Genomic DNA, 15,392 nt, shown 5'->3' on the forward strand with positions numbered 1-15,392 from the left:
ATCTCAAAGTTGTGCTATAGTGCGTGGAAGATTGCAATGGAGGCGTGTATGAAACGGTCAGCGTGGGCCGCTCAGGTGGATCGTCGATTGAGCCGCCGTTGGTGCATCACTCTGTCAGACATGGGATTTGACGAGGACGAGATCGCCAGCCTGTGGCGATCCGGCGAAGCCCCGGACGCGTTCGTTGAGCGCATCACCGAAAAATACGCCCTGATCCCGCTCGAACCTCTCCGCCCCTAACCCCTTCCTTCTCCCCTTGCGGGAGAAGGTGGCCGAGCGCAGCGAGGTCGGATGAGGGGTCAGAAGGACGCCCGCCACGCCTCCGGCGTCAGCACCACCGCGCTTTCCAACGGCGGCGCGAGGACGAAGAATTCCGGCCGGACGGGCAAGCTATGCACCCGGTAAAGCCGCCATGCGTCAGGCCGCTCCTGCGCCACCTCGCATTCCGTTCGGGTCAGGAAGAAGTCCGTCGATGCGCCGCCACGCGTGGCCTTCACCTCGATCAGTCGCTCACGACCATCCGTCGGGTCGAAGCTGCGAATGTCGTATCCGGCCCCGTCTCCGCGCTCTTGCGACGTCCATTCGACCTTCTTCGCTAGATCCGCCCGATCATGGGCGATCAGATGGGCGCGTTCGTGGTGGAAGATGCGCTCCTCGCCTAACAAGCCAAGCTGCCGGTTCCGCTGATCGCGAGCCGCCGGATCGAATTTCCGAACCAGTCGCGACAGGCCCGCGGGTCGTCTGGGCCTCTCCGCGCCAAGGCGAGGGGCCGAGGTCATCAGCAGGGGCGCCGGCTCAAACGCGGTCGAGGGCTCCGACACCCCGCTTCCATACGTCGGCTGTTCGGTCGCTTGGACCCGCATGGGGTCGCGCAATGGCATCCCGATGTCCCAAGCGGCTGGATTCTGGTCGAGATGGCGTTCCAGTGCGGAGAAGATGGCCTCTTGGTAGTTCGGCCGACTACCGAAACCATTCAGCTTGGGCATGCCCAGTTCGGTCAGGACGGCGGAGATGTTTCCGTATTTCTGGCCGACCGAGCCGACGGTTCGGCCGATCTGATCGGACAGCGCCTTGGCGTGATGGGCCTTGATCAGCGGACGACCAGAGACCGCGTCGTCGAGCATGGCGAAATAGTCGGCGACGATGAGGTCCAACTCCTCCTCATCCCAGTTGCGGCCATATTTGCCCTGATCGACCAACCCAGTCTCCCCGCCAACCTTAGGTTAGTATGACGCCGACGGTCTTTACCAGGGCGCTAATCGCCCTTCCTTCTCCCCTTGCGGGAGAAGGTGGCCCGCAGGGCCGGATGAGGGGTCGGTTCAGCGTGGATCGTCAGGGCCGGTGAAACCCCTCATCCAGATTGATTGTCCGCCGACGGCGCTAGACTCCCGTGCCGGTTGCGGCTTAGCTATCGTTGTTCAATAAGGGGGAAAGCCTTGGACATTCAAACGAAACTGGGCGAACTTCAGAAACGCACGATGGAGCATCGAGAGGTGTTGCTGACCGAAGAGGCCGCAAAGACGGCCTTGGTCATGCCCTTCATCCAAGCGCTGGGCTACGACGTGTTCAACCCGTCCGAGGTCATTCCGGAATATACAGCCGACGTCGGCACCAAGAAGGGTGAGAAGGTCGATTACGCCATCTGCCATGGTGGCAAGATCCGCATTCTGATCGAGTGTAAGCCTAGCAATGTGGCGCTCAACCTCAACCACGCCAGCCAGTTGTTTCGCTATTTCTCGGTGACGGATGCCCGGCTGGCTATCCTGACCAACGGCGTCGTCTACCAGTTCTATTCCGACGTCGAAGCCACCAACAAGATGGACGACAAGCCGTTCTTCACCTTCAGCATGGACGCGCTGAAGCCGACCGATGGCCGCACGGTCGAGAAATTCACCAAGCTCTCGTTCGACATCGACAAGATCGTTCAGGAAGCGGGACTGCTGAAACTCCAGTCCCTGCTTCGCAAGGAACTGGAAAAAGAGATGGCCGAGCCCTCGGAGGAGTTCGTGCGGATGATGGCCACCCGTGTCCACGAGGGGCGCGTCACTGCTCAGGTACGCGAGAATTTCGGCAAAATGGTCGTGGCGACCTTTTCTTCGATCATTCGCGACAAGGTCAACGAGCGCCTGTCCACGGCCCTGAACGCGACCGGCCCGTCTATGACCGACCAAGACGAAGCCCCGCCGAGCGATCCGGAAATCGTCGTGACAACGGAAGAAGAGGTGTCCGGCTTCCACATCATCCAGGCCATCGCCTCTAAAGTCGTAAAGCCCAAACGCATCGTCATGCGCGACGCCCAGTCCTATTGCGCGATCCTGCTGGACGACAACAACCGCAAGACCATCGCCCGCCTGCACTTCAACGGCGTCACCAAGAAGTATGTCGGCACCTTCTCCGACAAGGACGAAACCCGACATCTGATCGGCGACCTGACGGACATCTATCAACTGTCTGATCAGATCGAGAAGCGGATCAAAGAGCTTGAAGGCTCGGAAAAGCCCTGAGCGAAGGTTACCTCTAAATTGCGTGTCCCTTCTCCCCTTGCGGGAGAAGGTGGCCCGAAGGGCCGGATGAGGGGTCGGTTCGGCGTGGATCGTTAGGGCCGGCGTGACCCCTCATCCGACCTCGCTTCGCTCGGCCACCTTCTCCCGCAAGGGGAGAAGGAAGCGGGAGCCCCGCCTACAGCCGCCCCTTCCTAAACGCCTCCGCCTTCTCCGCCGCCGCTTCCGCGCGCCACTTCTTCGGCGCCGACCGGTCCACCTCTTCGCCCGCCCCCGTCAGGGCCTCGTTGGCGAATTCCAGGTCCAGCAGCTTCATGCGCTTGATCTCGTCGCGCAGGCGGCCGGCCTCTTCGAACTCCAGGTTGGAGGCGGCTTCGCGCATGCGGCCTTCCAGGTCCTTGAGCGCGGCCTGGAAGTTTGAGCCGACGAAGGGTTTGGAGGCCTCGGCGACGCCGGGGCGGGTCAGGCGGTCGATTTCGCGGGACTCATAGGGGCTGTCCATCAGCTCCTTGATGTCGCGCTTGACGCTTTCGGGCGTGATGCCGTGTTCGGTGTTGTAGGCCATCTGGCGTTCGCGGCGGCGGTCGGTCTCTGCGATGGCGCGTTCCATACTGCCGGTCATGCGGTCGGCGTACAGGATGACGCGGCCGTCGATGTTGCGGGCGGCGCGGCCGATGGTCTGGATCAGCGACGTCTCGGAGCGCAGGAAGCCCTCCTTGTCCGCGTCCAGGATGGCGACCAGGCCGCATTCGGGGATGTCCAGCCCCTCGCGCAGCAGGTTGATGCCGATCAGGCAGTCGAAGGAGCCCAGACGCAGGTCGCGCAGGATCTCGATCCGCTCAAGCGTATCGACGTCGGAGTGCATGTAGCGGACGCGGATCCCCTGTTCATGCATATATTCGGTCAGGTCCTCGGCCATCTTCTTGGTCAGGGTGGTGACCAGGGAGCGGTAGCCGGCGCGGGTGGTGGCCTTGACCTCGTCGATGACGTCATCGACCTGGTTGCGGGTGGCGCCGCTGACCGGGCGGATCTCGACGGGGGGGTCGATCAGGCCGGTGGGGCGGATGACCTGTTCGACGAAGACGCCGCCGGCCCGCTCCATTTCCCACGGGCCGGGGGTGGCGCTGACGTGGACCGTCTGGGGGCGCATGGCGTCCCATTCCTCGAACTTCAGCGGGCGGTTGTCGATGCAGGAGGGCAGGCGGAAACCGTATTCCGCCAGGGTGGATTTGCGGCGGTAGTCGCCGCGGAACATGCCGTTGATCTGGCCGATGGTGACGTGGCTCTCGTCCACGAACAGCAGGGCGTTGTCGGGGATGTATTCGAAGAAGGTGGGCGGGGGCTCGCCGGGGGCGCGGCCGGTCAGCCAGCGGGAATAGTTCTCGATGCCGGCGCAGCTGCCGGTGGCCTCCATCATCTCCAGGTCGAAACGGGTGCGTTGCTCCAGGCGCTGGGCCTCGAGCAGTTTGCCGTTCTCGATCATCCAGTCCAGCGTCTCCTTCAGCTCGGCCTTGATGCCCTGGGTGGCCTGGTTCAGCGTGGGGCGAGGCGTGACATAGTGGCTGGCGGCGTAGACGGTGATCTCGGTCAGGTCGGCGGTCTTCTTGCCGGTCAGGGGGTCGAACTCCTGGATCGCCTCCAGCTCGTCGCCGAACAGGCTGATGCGCCAGGCGCGGTCCTCAAGGTGGACCGGGAAGATCTCGATCACGTCGCCGCGCTTGCGGAACATGCCGCGGTCGAAATTCAGGTCGTTGCGCTTGTACTGCAGCGCGATCAGATCGGCCCGCAGCTTCGCCTCGTCGATCTGGTCCCCGACCTTCAGGGTGAAGGTCATGGCCGTATAGGTCTCCACCGAGCCGATGCCGTAGATGCAGGACACCGACGCGACGACGATCACATCCTCCCGCTCCAGTATCGCCCGCGTCGCCGAGTGCCGCATCCGGTCGATCTGCTCGTTTATCGACGAGTCCTTCTCGATATAGGTGTCCGTACGCGGAACATAAGCTTCGGGCTGATAATAGTCGTAGTAGCTTACAAAGTATTCGACAGCGTTGTCCGGGAAGAAACTCTTGAACTCGGAATAGAGCTGGGCCGCCAGGGTCTTGTTGGGGGCCAGGATCAGGGCCGGGCGCTGGGTCTGTTCGATGACCTTGGCCATGGTGAAGGTCTTGCCCGAGCCGGTGACGCCCAGCAGCACCTGATCGCGGTCGCCCGCCTCGGCCTGGGCGACCAGTTCGGCGATGGCGGCGGGCTGGTCGCCGGCGGGGGTGTATTGGGTCTCGAGCCGGAAGCGGCCCCCCTTCTTCTTGCCCTCGTGCGAGGGGCGGTGGGGCACCCAGTCGGCGGGCGCGGCGACCGGTTCCTCCGGCGTCAGGCGCGGGCCGGTGACGGGGGCGAACATCGGCATCTTGCCCGTATCCCGCTTGAAGGCGGCGGCGGCCTCTCGCACGCCGGGGTCAGGCGTGTGCACGGGCTTGGCGGGTTTGGCGGCGGGCTTCGGCGTCGAAGAACGGTTCATGAACAGAACTTAGTACGCAGGAAGCGGCGGCGCCAGAGAGGGGCTTCCGGCCGCTTTCGAAGATCAAGCATAAAGCGTAGCCTGTTGAAAGAAGACCCGCGGACCATTTCGTCAGGCTATTACAATCGGGTCGGCAACGCTCCGCTGTAGTTGGGCTATGACTAGCTGGGCCGCACGGCCTTCGTAAACCTGACCAAGACCCTCTCAGGCACGCGTCAGTTGAGCCGAATAAGGGCGGCGGACTTCAGTATGCTGCCTTTTTGGTTACACATCCTCCGGATGGAGGGTTGGCAACTAAAAGACGTAAATGCGTCACTAAAATGATACGATAAAGCCGGACTTGTGTCCGTTTTGAGAAAATAGGGTGGCGCTGCCCCGCTCTCGTGTGCTTTGCGGCGATTGTTGGTCGCTTAAATCGGGGAATATGCATGCGAGTAAAATATGACGCTGGCCGGACTATGCGCGGAGCTTTGCTCGCCGGGACGGTCCTCGCGGGAGTGATGGGGACCGCAGGCGTTGTCGCCGCTCAGGAAGCCGCTGCCGAAGTTGGGGAGATCGTCGTCACCGGGTCGCGCATCCGCCGCGACGCCACCACCGCCGCGACGCCCCTGATCCAGATCGGCCAGGAAGAGGTTTTGCAATCGGGTGAATCTAACGTCATCGACTTCCTCGCCGACATTCCCGCGCTTTCATTCTCTCAAGTGCCGGAAGACACTACAGGATCGAACCTGAACGATGGCGGCCTGTCGCTGCTGAACCTGCGCGGCTTGGGCTCGGCTCGTACGCTGGTCCTGGTCGATGGCCGTCGCCATGTCGGGTCCTCGCCCGGTTCGCTGGCCGTCGATGTCGATACGATTCCGCGTCTTTTGATCGAGAACGTCGAAGTGATCACCGGCGGTGCTGCGGCCGTTTACGGTGCAGACGCCGTGTCGGGCGTGGTCAACTTCACGCTGCGCAAGGATTTCGACGGGCTCGAGGTCGATGCATCGCTGGCCGAGGTCAACCAAGACGGACAGATGAGCGAGCGGCTCTCCGCCCTGTGGGGGGGCAAGTTCCTGGAAGATCGTCTGAACGTCTATGTCTCTGGCGAGTATCAGCGCAGCGACGAGGTATTGGACCGCGATGTCGACTGGCGTCGGGAGGGCTGGGGTTTCATCAGCAACGACGCAGACCCGTCCTCAGCGTCCAGCGACGGCGTCATCGATCTGATCCTGGTCAACAACCTGCGCACCTATATTCGCGGCACAGACCGAGGCGGGATCACGATTCTGTCCACCGGCGTGCAACGTAGCCCGGCCAGCGATCCGGACGTGCCGTTCGCGACCTGCTCGGCCACCTCGTTCTCGGCGAACTGCTTCTCGGTCGCGCCGACCAACAATCCGAACAACAGCTATCTGTATACCGACGCCGGCGCCTCGCAGGCTGTGGTGTTCGGCCCGATTCGCCAGCAGACGGGTCTGTCGCGCACCGTCAGCAACGGCGGGCTGGGTCAGAACCCCAATACCGAGCAGGGCCAGAACAGCCGCCTTCCGGAATCGGAGAACTACCGCTTCCAGACCGGCTTCAACTTCAAGCTGACCGATTCCATTGAGGCCTTCGGCGAGGCCAAGTATGTCAAGGAAGAAACCTATGACGCCGGTCAGCGGGTATTCCACGACTTCAACATCCGCCAGTTCGCGCCGGGCACGGTCGGGGCGATCACGGCGACGTCGGCGTTCGAGATCGGGCTGGACAACGCCTATCTGCCGGAAGATGTGCGCCTGGCGATCACGAATAACCGCCGGCAAGTCTATAACTCGGCCGGGGTTCTGACCGGCACGGTCGCCGACCCGCGCGCCCAGCACAAGCTGTATGGCCCATCCCGGACTCAGGAAAACACCCGCGAACTGCAGCGTTATGTGCTGGGTCTGCGGGGCGATGCGCCGGACTTCGGCTTCGTGCGCAATATTCGGTGGGAAGCGGCCTATACCTATGGCCAGATGGACAATGAAAACGTCGAACTGGGCGTGGATATCGTTCGTTATCAGGCGGCCGCTGACGCGGTGGTTGACACCGCTGGCATCGTCAACGGCCGTGCGGGCGAGGTGGTCTGCCGCGTGCAACTGCTGAACGCCCAAGGCGTCGCCGTGCCGAACGCAAGCCTTACCAGCGGCGGCGTCACCACAACCTATTCGCGCCAGGGCGACGTCATCAGCGACTGCACCCCTGTGCGGGTGTTCGGCGCCGGCGGCTTCTCGCAAGAGGCGCTGGATTATATGCAGGCTTCGATCAAGGTCGAAGATCAGAACAAGCAGCACGATTTCGTCGCCTTTACCGGCGGCGATCTGTGGGACTTCTGGGGCGCCGGTCCGATCGGTGCGGTCGTCGGTTACGAGTACCGCAAGGAGATCACCAGCGGCATCGGGCGTGATCGGGACCGCGCAGGGCGTCTGCTGTTCCTGAACAGCGGCGCGGATTTCAAGGAAGCGTCGTATGACACCAACGAGATGTTCGCCGAGCTTCAGGTCCCGATCATGCGCGACACCTGGTTGGGCCGGTCAATGGACATCAACGGGGCTTACCGCTTCTCCGATTATTCCAACGTCGGCGAACAGGAGACGTATAGCCTGGGCGTAACCTATCGTCCGTTCGACCAACTGCTGCTGCGCGCCACCAAATCGACCGCGATCCGCGTGCCGAACCTCAGCGAGACCAACGAGCCGCTGGGGCAGACCTTCGCCAACGGCTTCTCGGATCCTTGCAGCGCGACCGTCATCAACAATCTGGCTGACCGCTCGATCGCGGCCAACCGGATCGCCAACTGCGGCGCGCTTGCCTCGGCCGCGGGTCTGAATCTGAACTTCGCCGACCTGGGCGCGACGAACGCCTATCTGCCGAACTACGGCAGCGGTTCGGTGCCCGGCCTGGCGGGCGGTAACCAATTCCTGCAGCCCGAGACTTCGGAAAGCTTCAGCTACGGCTTCGCCTGGACGCCGGACTACCTGCTGCCGAACCTCGCGATCACGATGGATTACTACGATATCGAGATCAACGACGCCATCGACTCGGTGAGCGCTCAGGCGGCCGCAAACCAGTGCGTCAGCGGCGATCAGGTCAATACTCTGGCCTGCTTGACCCAGACGCGGGACGCAACCAGCTTCCAGGTGACCAGCTTCATCGAGGGCTCGCTCAACTATGCGGCGTTGACGGCTAAGGGCGTCGATTTCTCGGCCCGATGGGGCGGCGATCTGTTCCGCTTCGGCGGGCGTGGATGGGGCTCGTTCCGTCACGCCATCCGCGGCAACTGGCTGATCGAACAGGTCGATTACGTGAACATCGACGATCCGGCGGACGGTACGGACTATCAGGACACCGTCGGTTCGCCGCGCGTGCGCCTGCTGTCGACCCTGACCTGGTCGCCGACCGACACCCTGTCGTTCAGCTGGGACTGGGACTGGCAGGCCAGCCAGGAAATCGAGGATATCGACAATATCCTGGCCAATCCGGACCGCTACGAGAGCCTGAAGTACATCGAGACGGGCGATTTCAGCCAACACGATTTCTCGGTGCGTTGGGATGTGCGGGACGACGTCACCCTGCGCGCAGGCGTGGTCAACGCCTTCGACGCGGAGCCGGCGCGCTGGCTCGGCAATACGACCGACGACAACTTCGACCTGTTCGGCCGACGCTTCTTCATCAGCGCAAACTTCCGCAGCTTCTAAGCGGATCGACGCATCGTCGGCATTGGGGCGCGGAGGGGAAACCCTCCGCGCCCTTCTTCATGCGGAGACCATCGCGTCTTGACTTCCTCACACAGTATGCCGCATACACTGTGTATCACACACTATACGACGTCGTGGATCGGGAGCGCGGGTTTGAGCCAGGATGAGGAACTGCTGTTTGAGAGTCTGCGGCTGGAGCTGCGGCGGGGGTCGTTGATCCTGGCCGTGCTGGCGAGCTTGCGGCGCGAGCAATACGGCTATTCGCTGCGGGTCGCCCTGGGCGAGGTCGGGGTCGAGATGGAGGAGAGCACCCTCTATCCGCTGCTGCGGCGGCTGGAGAGCCAGGGGCTGCTGGACAGCGAGTGGCGCGAGGAGGAGCGGCGCAGGAAGCGGTTCTACCGTCTGTCGCCGCGCGGGGAGGCCATGCTGGCGCGGCTGGCGGCCGAATGGCGGGGCCTGTCGGCCTCGCTGGAGAAGATGCTGTGAACATCGGGAAAGAGGGAGAGCGTGGGATGGACCTGGTTGAATCCTATCTGAAGGCCGTGGCGGCCCAGCTGCCGAAGGCGACGCGCGAGGACATCGTCGCCGAGCTGCGCGACGATATCATGGGGCGGCTCGAGGCGCTGGAGGCGCGGCTGGGCCGGGCGCCGAGCGACGACGAGGTCGAGGCCCTGCTGCGCGAGGTCGGCCATCCGCTGACGGTGGCGGCGCGTTATCGGTCGGGGCCGCAGGCGCTGATCGGGCCGGAGCTGTATCCGTGGTGGCTGTTCGCGGTGAAGACGGCGCTGCTGGTGACGGTTTGCGTCACCCTGATCGGACTGGCGGCGCGGGTGCTGGCCGGCGACATCTACGCGGGTCAGGCGATAGGCCAGGCCTTCGCCAGCCTGTTCAGCGGGGCGGTGTCGGTGATCGGGGTGGTGACCCTGATCGGCTTCGTGCTGGAGCGGCAGGAGAAGAAGCCCGATTTCATCGCCAAATGGCGGGTCAAGGATCTGGGCCTGTTCGAACTGGGCGGCGATATCGACGCCGAGACCTGGGGCCAGAGGCTGGCGCGCGGCGGGGCGACGCTGCGTGAAGACGCGGCCGCCAAGTCGGGGCCAGCGGTGCGCAAGAGCGCCGAGATGTCGCCGGCCGCGCGGGCGGTGTCCAGCGCCATCGCCTGGGGCGTGCTGCTGCTGTGGTGGACCGGCCTGTTGCCGATGGCCTCGATCCGGCCGGAGGAACTGGCCGGCGTGGTGGACGGCGTCGACTATGGCCGGATCCTGGTCCAGGTCGTCGACGCGGCCTACTGGCCCGTAACCCTGTTCGTCGTGGCGCGGATCCTGTTCGACCTGACGCGGGCGGCGTCGGGGGGGAATGTGCGGCTGACGGCCCTGGGCGACATGGCCTTCGGCGCCGCGGCGGCCTGGGGCGTGGCGTGGCTGTGGTTCTGGTCGCCGCTGACGCCGGTGATCTGGGTCGGGACGGTGACGGAGTTCGCCGAGCGGGCGCGGGCGCTGTTCCATCCCACGGCGGATGACGTGGGCGGTCTGGCGGCGATCCTGATGATCATCGTGGTCTGGGCCTTCCTGGCCGAGATCTGGCGGATCCTGCGGGCGGCGGGGCGACTGGTCGTCGGCCGGTAGGGGACGCCGGCGCGGATGTGTTGAACCTCCGGCCGTTTCCGCCGTTGCTGTCCGTCGGCGGCGCTGGGCGGCCGGGGGCGAGAGCATCTGAGTGACACTACAACAGGGTTTGGCCTTCGGCCTGGTCGGCCTGACGGTCGCGGCCTTCATCTGGGGCCGGTTCCGGTATGACCTGGTCGCGGTGGCGGCCCTGGTGGCGGGTCTGGCCATCGGGGTGATCCCGGCCGAGGCGGCGTTCGAGGGGTTTTCCAACGATGTGACGGTGATCATCGCCTGCGCCCTGGTGGTGTCGGCAGCCTTCGCCAAGTCGGGCATCGTCGAACTGGCGCTGAAGCGGATCCTGCCGCACCTGAAGACCGAACGCAGCCAGGTGCCGGTGCTGACGGCGGCCGTGACCCTGTTGTCGATGGTGACCAAGAACGTCGGCGCCCTGGCCATCATGATGCCGGTCGCGCTGCAGGTCAGCCGGCGCACGGGGACCAAACAGTCGCGGCTGCTGATGCCCATGGCGTTTGGGGCCATGGCGGGGGGGATGGTGACCCTGGTCGGGACCGCGCCCAACATCCTGGTCGCCGAGGTGCGTCAGGACATGGTCGGGGCGCCGTTCCAGATGTTCGACTATGCGCCGGTGGGCCTGATCCTGACGGGGGCCGCCCTGGTGTTCCTGACGTTCGGCTATCGGCTGCTGCCCAAGGACCGGACGGGGACCATCGGTCTGTCGGCGGCCCTGTCGGCCAACGCCTATCTGACCGAGGCGCGGGTTCCCGACGACTGGACGCTGGCGACCAAGCCCATCAGCGCCCTGAAGGCCATGGCGCCGGACGAGATCCAGGTGATGGCCCTGATCCGCGACGGCAAGCGCAAGGCCCGGCCGCGCGGCAATACCCTGATCCGGGCCGGGGACACCCTGCTGATCAAGGGGGATCAGGAGGCGCTGGAGGAATTCATCGTCGCCACCAAGCTGAAACTGGTGCGCGGCGACCGGCCGGTGCTGCTGGAGGAGGCCAAGGACGAGGTCCATCTGGTCGAGGCGGTGATCGGGGCGGACTCGTCCCTGACCGGACAGTCGGTGCGGTCGCTGGACCTTTACGGCCAGTACGGGCTGAACCTGCTGGGGGTGTCGCGCAGCGGCTATGAGCTGACGCAGCATCTGCGGACGGCCAAGCTGCAGGCGGGGGATGTGCTGTTGCTGCAGGGGTCCGAGGCCGGCCTGCCGGGGCGGCTGGCGACCCTGGGTCTTTTGCCCCTGGCGGAAAGGGACATGCGGCTGGGCGGCCAGCGGCGGAAGTTCCTGCCCGCCGTGGTTCTGGCTGTCGCCATGGTGATGGTGGGGTTCGGCCTGATCCCCGTGGCCATCGCCTTCTTCGGCGCGGCGGTGGTGATCGTGGCCCTGGGCGGGTTGAAGATGCGCGAGGCCTATGCCGCGCTGGACGGGCCGCTGCTGGTGCTGATCGCCGCCCTGATCCCGGTGTCGGACGCGATCCAGCAAACGGGCGGGGCGGATCTGATCGCCGGGGGGCTGAAGTCGATCTTCCAGGGCATACCGCCCGTGGTGGCGGTGGCCGGCATGATGTTCGCGGCCATGGCGGTGACGCCCTTCCTGAACAATGCGGCGACGGTTCTGGTGGTGGCGCCCATCGCCGCGACCCTGGCCCAGCAGCTGGGCTATCGGCCCGACCCCTTCCTGATGGCCGTGGCGGTGGGGGCGGCGTGCGACTTCCTGACCCCCATCGGGCACCAGTGCAATACGCTGGTCATGGGGCCGGGCGGGTACAGGTTCTCGGACTATCCCAAGCTGGGGGCGCCGCTGAGTCTGCTGGTGCTGGTGATCGGGCCGCCGGCGATCCTGTTATTCTGGCCTATGTGATCGGGCCCATGTGATCAGACCCATGTGATCAGGCCCGGCCCCGGCGCATCCGGGGCCGGGTCGGGCGTCAGCGTGTGCGGGCGGCGGGCGCGGCGTCGCACGTCAGGCGGCCGTTGTCGTTGCGGACCTGGGCGCCGCGGCAGGCGCGGACGCTGAGGGTCGAGGCCACCGACTGGCCGTCCTTGGCGATGCAGCGTGCGCGCAGCCGATCCCCGTTCAGCGAGATGTTGCGGCAGGTCTCGCGATAGCTGCCGACAGGCAGGGCGCGGCCGGAAACGGCCGGCTGGGGATCAGGACGAGTTTGGGCGACAGCGACGGCGCCCACGGCGAACAGGGCGGCGGCCGCCCCGACCGAGGCGCCGATCGAGACGAGTTTGGAAACAGACAGACGAACCAAGGCGTAACTCCCATTTTTCTATTTGCGCCTCTGCGGGCGAAAAACGAGGTTATGCGCGTCTGAGCCTGTGTCCAGTCCTGATCGCGATCAGGCGTCTGGGACTTCACCAGCGCGGCGAGACGTGGGCCGGTCCCTTGAACACCGCATTGGCGAACAGGGGCTTCAGGCCTTCCAGATAGCCACGCACCGTCGGATCCTGGGTGAAGGCGATCAGCTGGCCTGAGCCCAGGGTCTCGACCATGACGACGGGCTTGAAGCCCAGCTGGGCCTGGTTCTCGGCCCACAGTTGGCCCGAGGCCAGCAGCCGGTCCGAGCCTTCGAACCGCACGGCGTTGGTCCCTTCGCCACGCTTCAGGGGGGCGTAGATGTCGGCCCCACGCACCAGGACGTTCAGCGTTTCGGGCAGGCCGGCGCCGATCCAGTGGTCGGGATCGACATGGGCCCGGGCCAGGACGCCGGCGACCGAGTCGGGGCCGTGGTCGCTGTGGGCCAGCAGGGCGGCGTAGTCGGTCTGGTTGGCGATCCGGGCGGGGGCGGCGGGCTTGTCCTCGTCCTTGTCCAAGGCGCCGTCCTCGCGACGCGAGGCCAGCATGTCGCTGTCGGCGTCGGCCAGCAGGCGGGTGGCGGTTCCCAGGCTGATCAGGGTGCCGCCGCGCGAGACCCAGTCGTGCAGAGCCTTGACCCCGGCCTCGCCCAGGACGGAGGCGTAGTCGCGGCCCTCGGGCAGAATCAGGACCTGATAATGGGCCAGGTCGGCCTCGCCGAAGCTGGCGGTGCGAATGGCGGTGACAGGATAGCCCAGGTCGCGTTCCAGCAGCCAGCGGGTCGCGCCCGCGGCGTCGGGGGCGGTCGGACTGTCCCAGGCCAGGGCGATGCGGGGCGCGCGGAGACGCACCACGTCGCTGGAGCCGAAGCCGGCGCCGCGCTCGACCCAGGACTCGTCTACGCCCACGACTTCGGCGCCCGTGTCGGCGGCGAGGCGGTTCAGGGTGGCGATCAGGTCGGCGGGCGCGCCCGCCTTCGGCAGGATCAGGGTTCCGGCGGGCCAGTCGCGGCCGTTCTGGGTGAAGGGCTGGTCGGCGGAGTTGATCGTCAGCCCGGCCTGAAGGGCGGCGGCGAGGAAACGGGGCTGGGCCGATCCGGGCGCGACCAGGAAGCCGTAGCGGGCCTCTGCGTTCCGGACGGCGGCGGGCGTGACCAGTTCGGGGCCGCGCGCCTCGACGGCGACGCTCGGCGCGCTGTCGCAGCGGGTCGCATCGACGCCGAACATCAAGGGCAGGGACCAGGCGGTGACGTCATAGATCTCGTCGCCCAGGCCGCGCGCGCGGCGGCGCTCCTGTTCGGCCAGGAAGTCGGGCGGGACAGGCACGTCGCGGGTCAGCAGCACCTCGGCCATCCGGCGCTGGGGCTGGGCCAGGTTGATCACATAGTCGCCCGCGCGGTGTTGGCCGGCGCAGGCGAAGGCCTGGCGCGCGACCCCGACCTCGATGCCCGAACGGACCAGCAGGCCCGCCAGACGGTCCGCCGCCGCCGGATCCGACGCACGCGACAGAACATAGGCGCCCCGTCCCGCCACGCCGTCGCGGTGATAGGCGTAGAAGTCGTTCAACAGCCGGTCGTGATTGCGCGAGGCCGTCTCGATGGTGGCCAGGGTGGCGGTCAGGTGGGCGCGCACCGTGTCGGCGTAGGTGAAGACCTCGCCCGAACTGCGGCGGGCCGCCAGGCCCCGGGCCGACCCGACCTCGTAGGTCATGGAGACGGCGCCCAGATAACCCGGCCAGCCGTCGCCATAGCCGGGATAGAAGGCGTCAAAGACCTTGCGGTTGAAATAGGCCAGACCCGCCGCATCGAACCGGGCGCCGGTGTTGCGGCCGAACAGGGCGCGGTTCTCCAGGGTGCGCGGCCAGATCCACGGGTTCAGCGGCTCGGCCTCGGGCGGGAAGAAGAAGGTTTCGTCCGAGCCCATCTCGTGGCTGTCGACGACCACCTGGGGCCGCCAGTCGCGAACCAGGGCGGCGTGACCCTGGGTCTCCGGCTGGGTCTGGATGAACCAGTCGCGGTTCAGGTCGAACAGATAATGGTTGTAGCGGCCGCTGGGCCAGGGCTCGTCCCGCTCGGCCGAGGCGGGGTCGGGATTGGGCGTGGAGCCGCGGCCCGAGGCGAAACTGTTGAGGAAACGCTCGCGTCCGTCCGGGTTCTGGGTCGGGACAAAGACGACGACGGTGTTGGCCAGCCAGGCCTGGGCGGTCGGATCGGTCAGCAGGCGACGGGCGGCCTGCATGGCGGCGTCGGCGGGGCTGATCTCGTTGCCGTGGACCGAATAGGCCATCCAGACCAGGACCGGCTGATCCGCGATCAGGGCGGCGGCCTGCTGGGGCGAGGTGCGGCGCGGATCGGCCAGGGCGCGGGCGTCGGCCTTGATCTGGTCCAGCCGGGCGATGTTGGCGGGCGAGCCGACGGCGGCCCAGAACAGGGGGCGGCCCTCCCAGGTCGTCGCATAGTCGCCTATCGCCACCCTGTCCGGAGCGGCGGTCTTCAGCGCTTCGAAATAGCGACGGACGTCGGCGGCGCGCGTGATCTCCTGACCGCTGTCATAGCCCAGGGTCTGGCGGACGGTGGGGATGTCGGCGGCGGTCTGACGCGCCGAGACGGGCTGGACCGCGAGCAAGGCGGCGGCGCAGGCGCTGGCCAGGGCGAAAGCGAGCGGACGCACGGAACGACGATGACTGGACATGAACTGAACCCCCGGGAGGCGGACACCTTAGTTGGGGCACGGAAAAAGA

At 65.9% G+C, this 15,392-nt stretch carries 10 protein-coding genes; 6 read left to right on the forward strand and 4 right to left on the reverse strand.

All coding sequences use genetic code 11. The annotated features are described in order from the left end of the window. Positions 1-48 precede the first annotated feature (48 nt). Positions 49-240: a hypothetical protein gene (locus ACP7CK_RS00840; RefSeq protein WP_426024836.1), complete on the forward strand. Its 192-nt coding sequence runs from the start codon at positions 49-51 to the stop codon at positions 238-240. A gap of 59 nt (positions 241-299) precedes the next feature. On the opposite strand, the gene ACP7CK_RS00845 is transcribed toward ACP7CK_RS00840, so the two are convergent. Next, the gene (locus ACP7CK_RS00845; protein ID WP_426024837.1) at positions 300-1,199 is read right to left on the reverse strand and encodes a DUF3883 domain-containing protein; all 900 of its coding nucleotides are present in this window, start codon (positions 1,197-1,199) and stop codon (positions 300-302) included. A gap of 165 nt (positions 1,200-1,364) precedes the next feature. Here ACP7CK_RS00845 and ACP7CK_RS00850 point away from each other — a divergent pair, with 165 nt between their 5' ends. Further along, on the forward strand, positions 1,365-2,504 hold the full coding sequence (locus ACP7CK_RS00850) for a type I restriction endonuclease (protein ID WP_426024838.1): 1,140 nt from the start codon (positions 1,365-1,367) through the stop codon (positions 2,502-2,504). Between the two features lie 175 nt (positions 2,505-2,679). On the opposite strand, the gene uvrB is transcribed toward ACP7CK_RS00850, so the two are convergent. Next, a complete protein-coding gene (gene uvrB, locus ACP7CK_RS00855) occupies positions 2,680-5,019 on the reverse strand; it encodes an excinuclease ABC subunit UvrB (protein ID WP_426024839.1) in 2,340 nt (779 codons plus the stop codon). A 500-nt stretch (positions 5,020-5,519) separates the two neighbouring features. Here uvrB and ACP7CK_RS00860 point away from each other — a divergent pair, with 500 nt between their 5' ends. From ACP7CK_RS00860 to ACP7CK_RS00875, 4 genes are all read left to right on the forward strand, one after another. After that, positions 5,520-8,720 carry a TonB-dependent receptor domain-containing protein gene (locus tag ACP7CK_RS00860; protein WP_426024840.1) on the forward strand — a complete coding sequence of 1,067 codons (3,201 nt, stop codon included), beginning with the start codon at positions 5,520-5,522 and terminating at the stop codon, positions 8,718-8,720. A 153-nt stretch (positions 8,721-8,873) separates the two neighbouring features. After that, positions 8,874-9,206: a PadR family transcriptional regulator gene (locus ACP7CK_RS00865; RefSeq protein WP_426024841.1), complete on the forward strand. Its 333-nt coding sequence runs from the start codon at positions 8,874-8,876 to the stop codon at positions 9,204-9,206. Between the two features lie 26 nt (positions 9,207-9,232). Beyond that, positions 9,233-10,345, forward strand: a complete 1,113-nt coding sequence (locus ACP7CK_RS00870) for an HAAS signaling domain-containing protein (RefSeq protein WP_426024842.1) — start codon at positions 9,233-9,235, stop codon at positions 10,343-10,345. A 91-nt stretch (positions 10,346-10,436) separates the two neighbouring features. After that, complete coding sequence (locus tag ACP7CK_RS00875; RefSeq protein ID WP_040349734.1) at positions 10,437-12,212, forward strand: SLC13 family permease; 1,776 nt, start codon at positions 10,437-10,439, stop codon at positions 12,210-12,212. 67 nt (positions 12,213-12,279) lie between these two features. Here the strand turns inward: ACP7CK_RS00875 and ACP7CK_RS00880 are convergent, their stop codons facing one another. Both ACP7CK_RS00880 and ACP7CK_RS00885 read right to left on the reverse strand, forming a co-directional pair. Then, on the reverse strand, positions 12,280-12,609 hold the full coding sequence (locus tag ACP7CK_RS00880) for a hypothetical protein (protein WP_008261145.1): 330 nt from the start codon (positions 12,607-12,609) through the stop codon (positions 12,280-12,282). 103 nt (positions 12,610-12,712) lie between these two features. Beyond that, positions 12,713-15,322, reverse strand: coding sequence for a M14 family metallopeptidase (locus ACP7CK_RS00885; protein ID WP_426024843.1), 2,610 nt, complete (start codon positions 15,320-15,322; stop codon positions 12,713-12,715). Positions 15,323-15,392 lie beyond the last annotated feature (70 nt).

The sequence above is a fragment of the Brevundimonas sp. TSRC1-1 genome, assembly GCF_049898245.1.
Classification (GTDB): Bacteria; Pseudomonadota; Alphaproteobacteria; order Caulobacterales; family Caulobacteraceae; genus Brevundimonas; species Brevundimonas mediterranea_A.

Coding starts and splice junctions, on each gene's coding strand:
- ACP7CK_RS00840 (WP_426024836.1), top strand. CDS start 49: ATGAAACGGTCAGCGTGGGCCGCTCAGGTGGATCGTCGATTGAGCCGC.
- uvrB (WP_426024839.1), bottom strand. CDS start 5,019: ATGAACCGTTCTTCGACGCCGAAGCCCGCCGCCAAACCCGCCAAGCCC.
- ACP7CK_RS00860 (WP_426024840.1), top strand. CDS start 5,520: ATGGGGACCGCAGGCGTTGTCGCCGCTCAGGAAGCCGCTGCCGAAGTT.
- ACP7CK_RS00870 (WP_426024842.1), top strand. CDS start 9,233: ATGGACCTGGTTGAATCCTATCTGAAGGCCGTGGCGGCCCAGCTGCCG.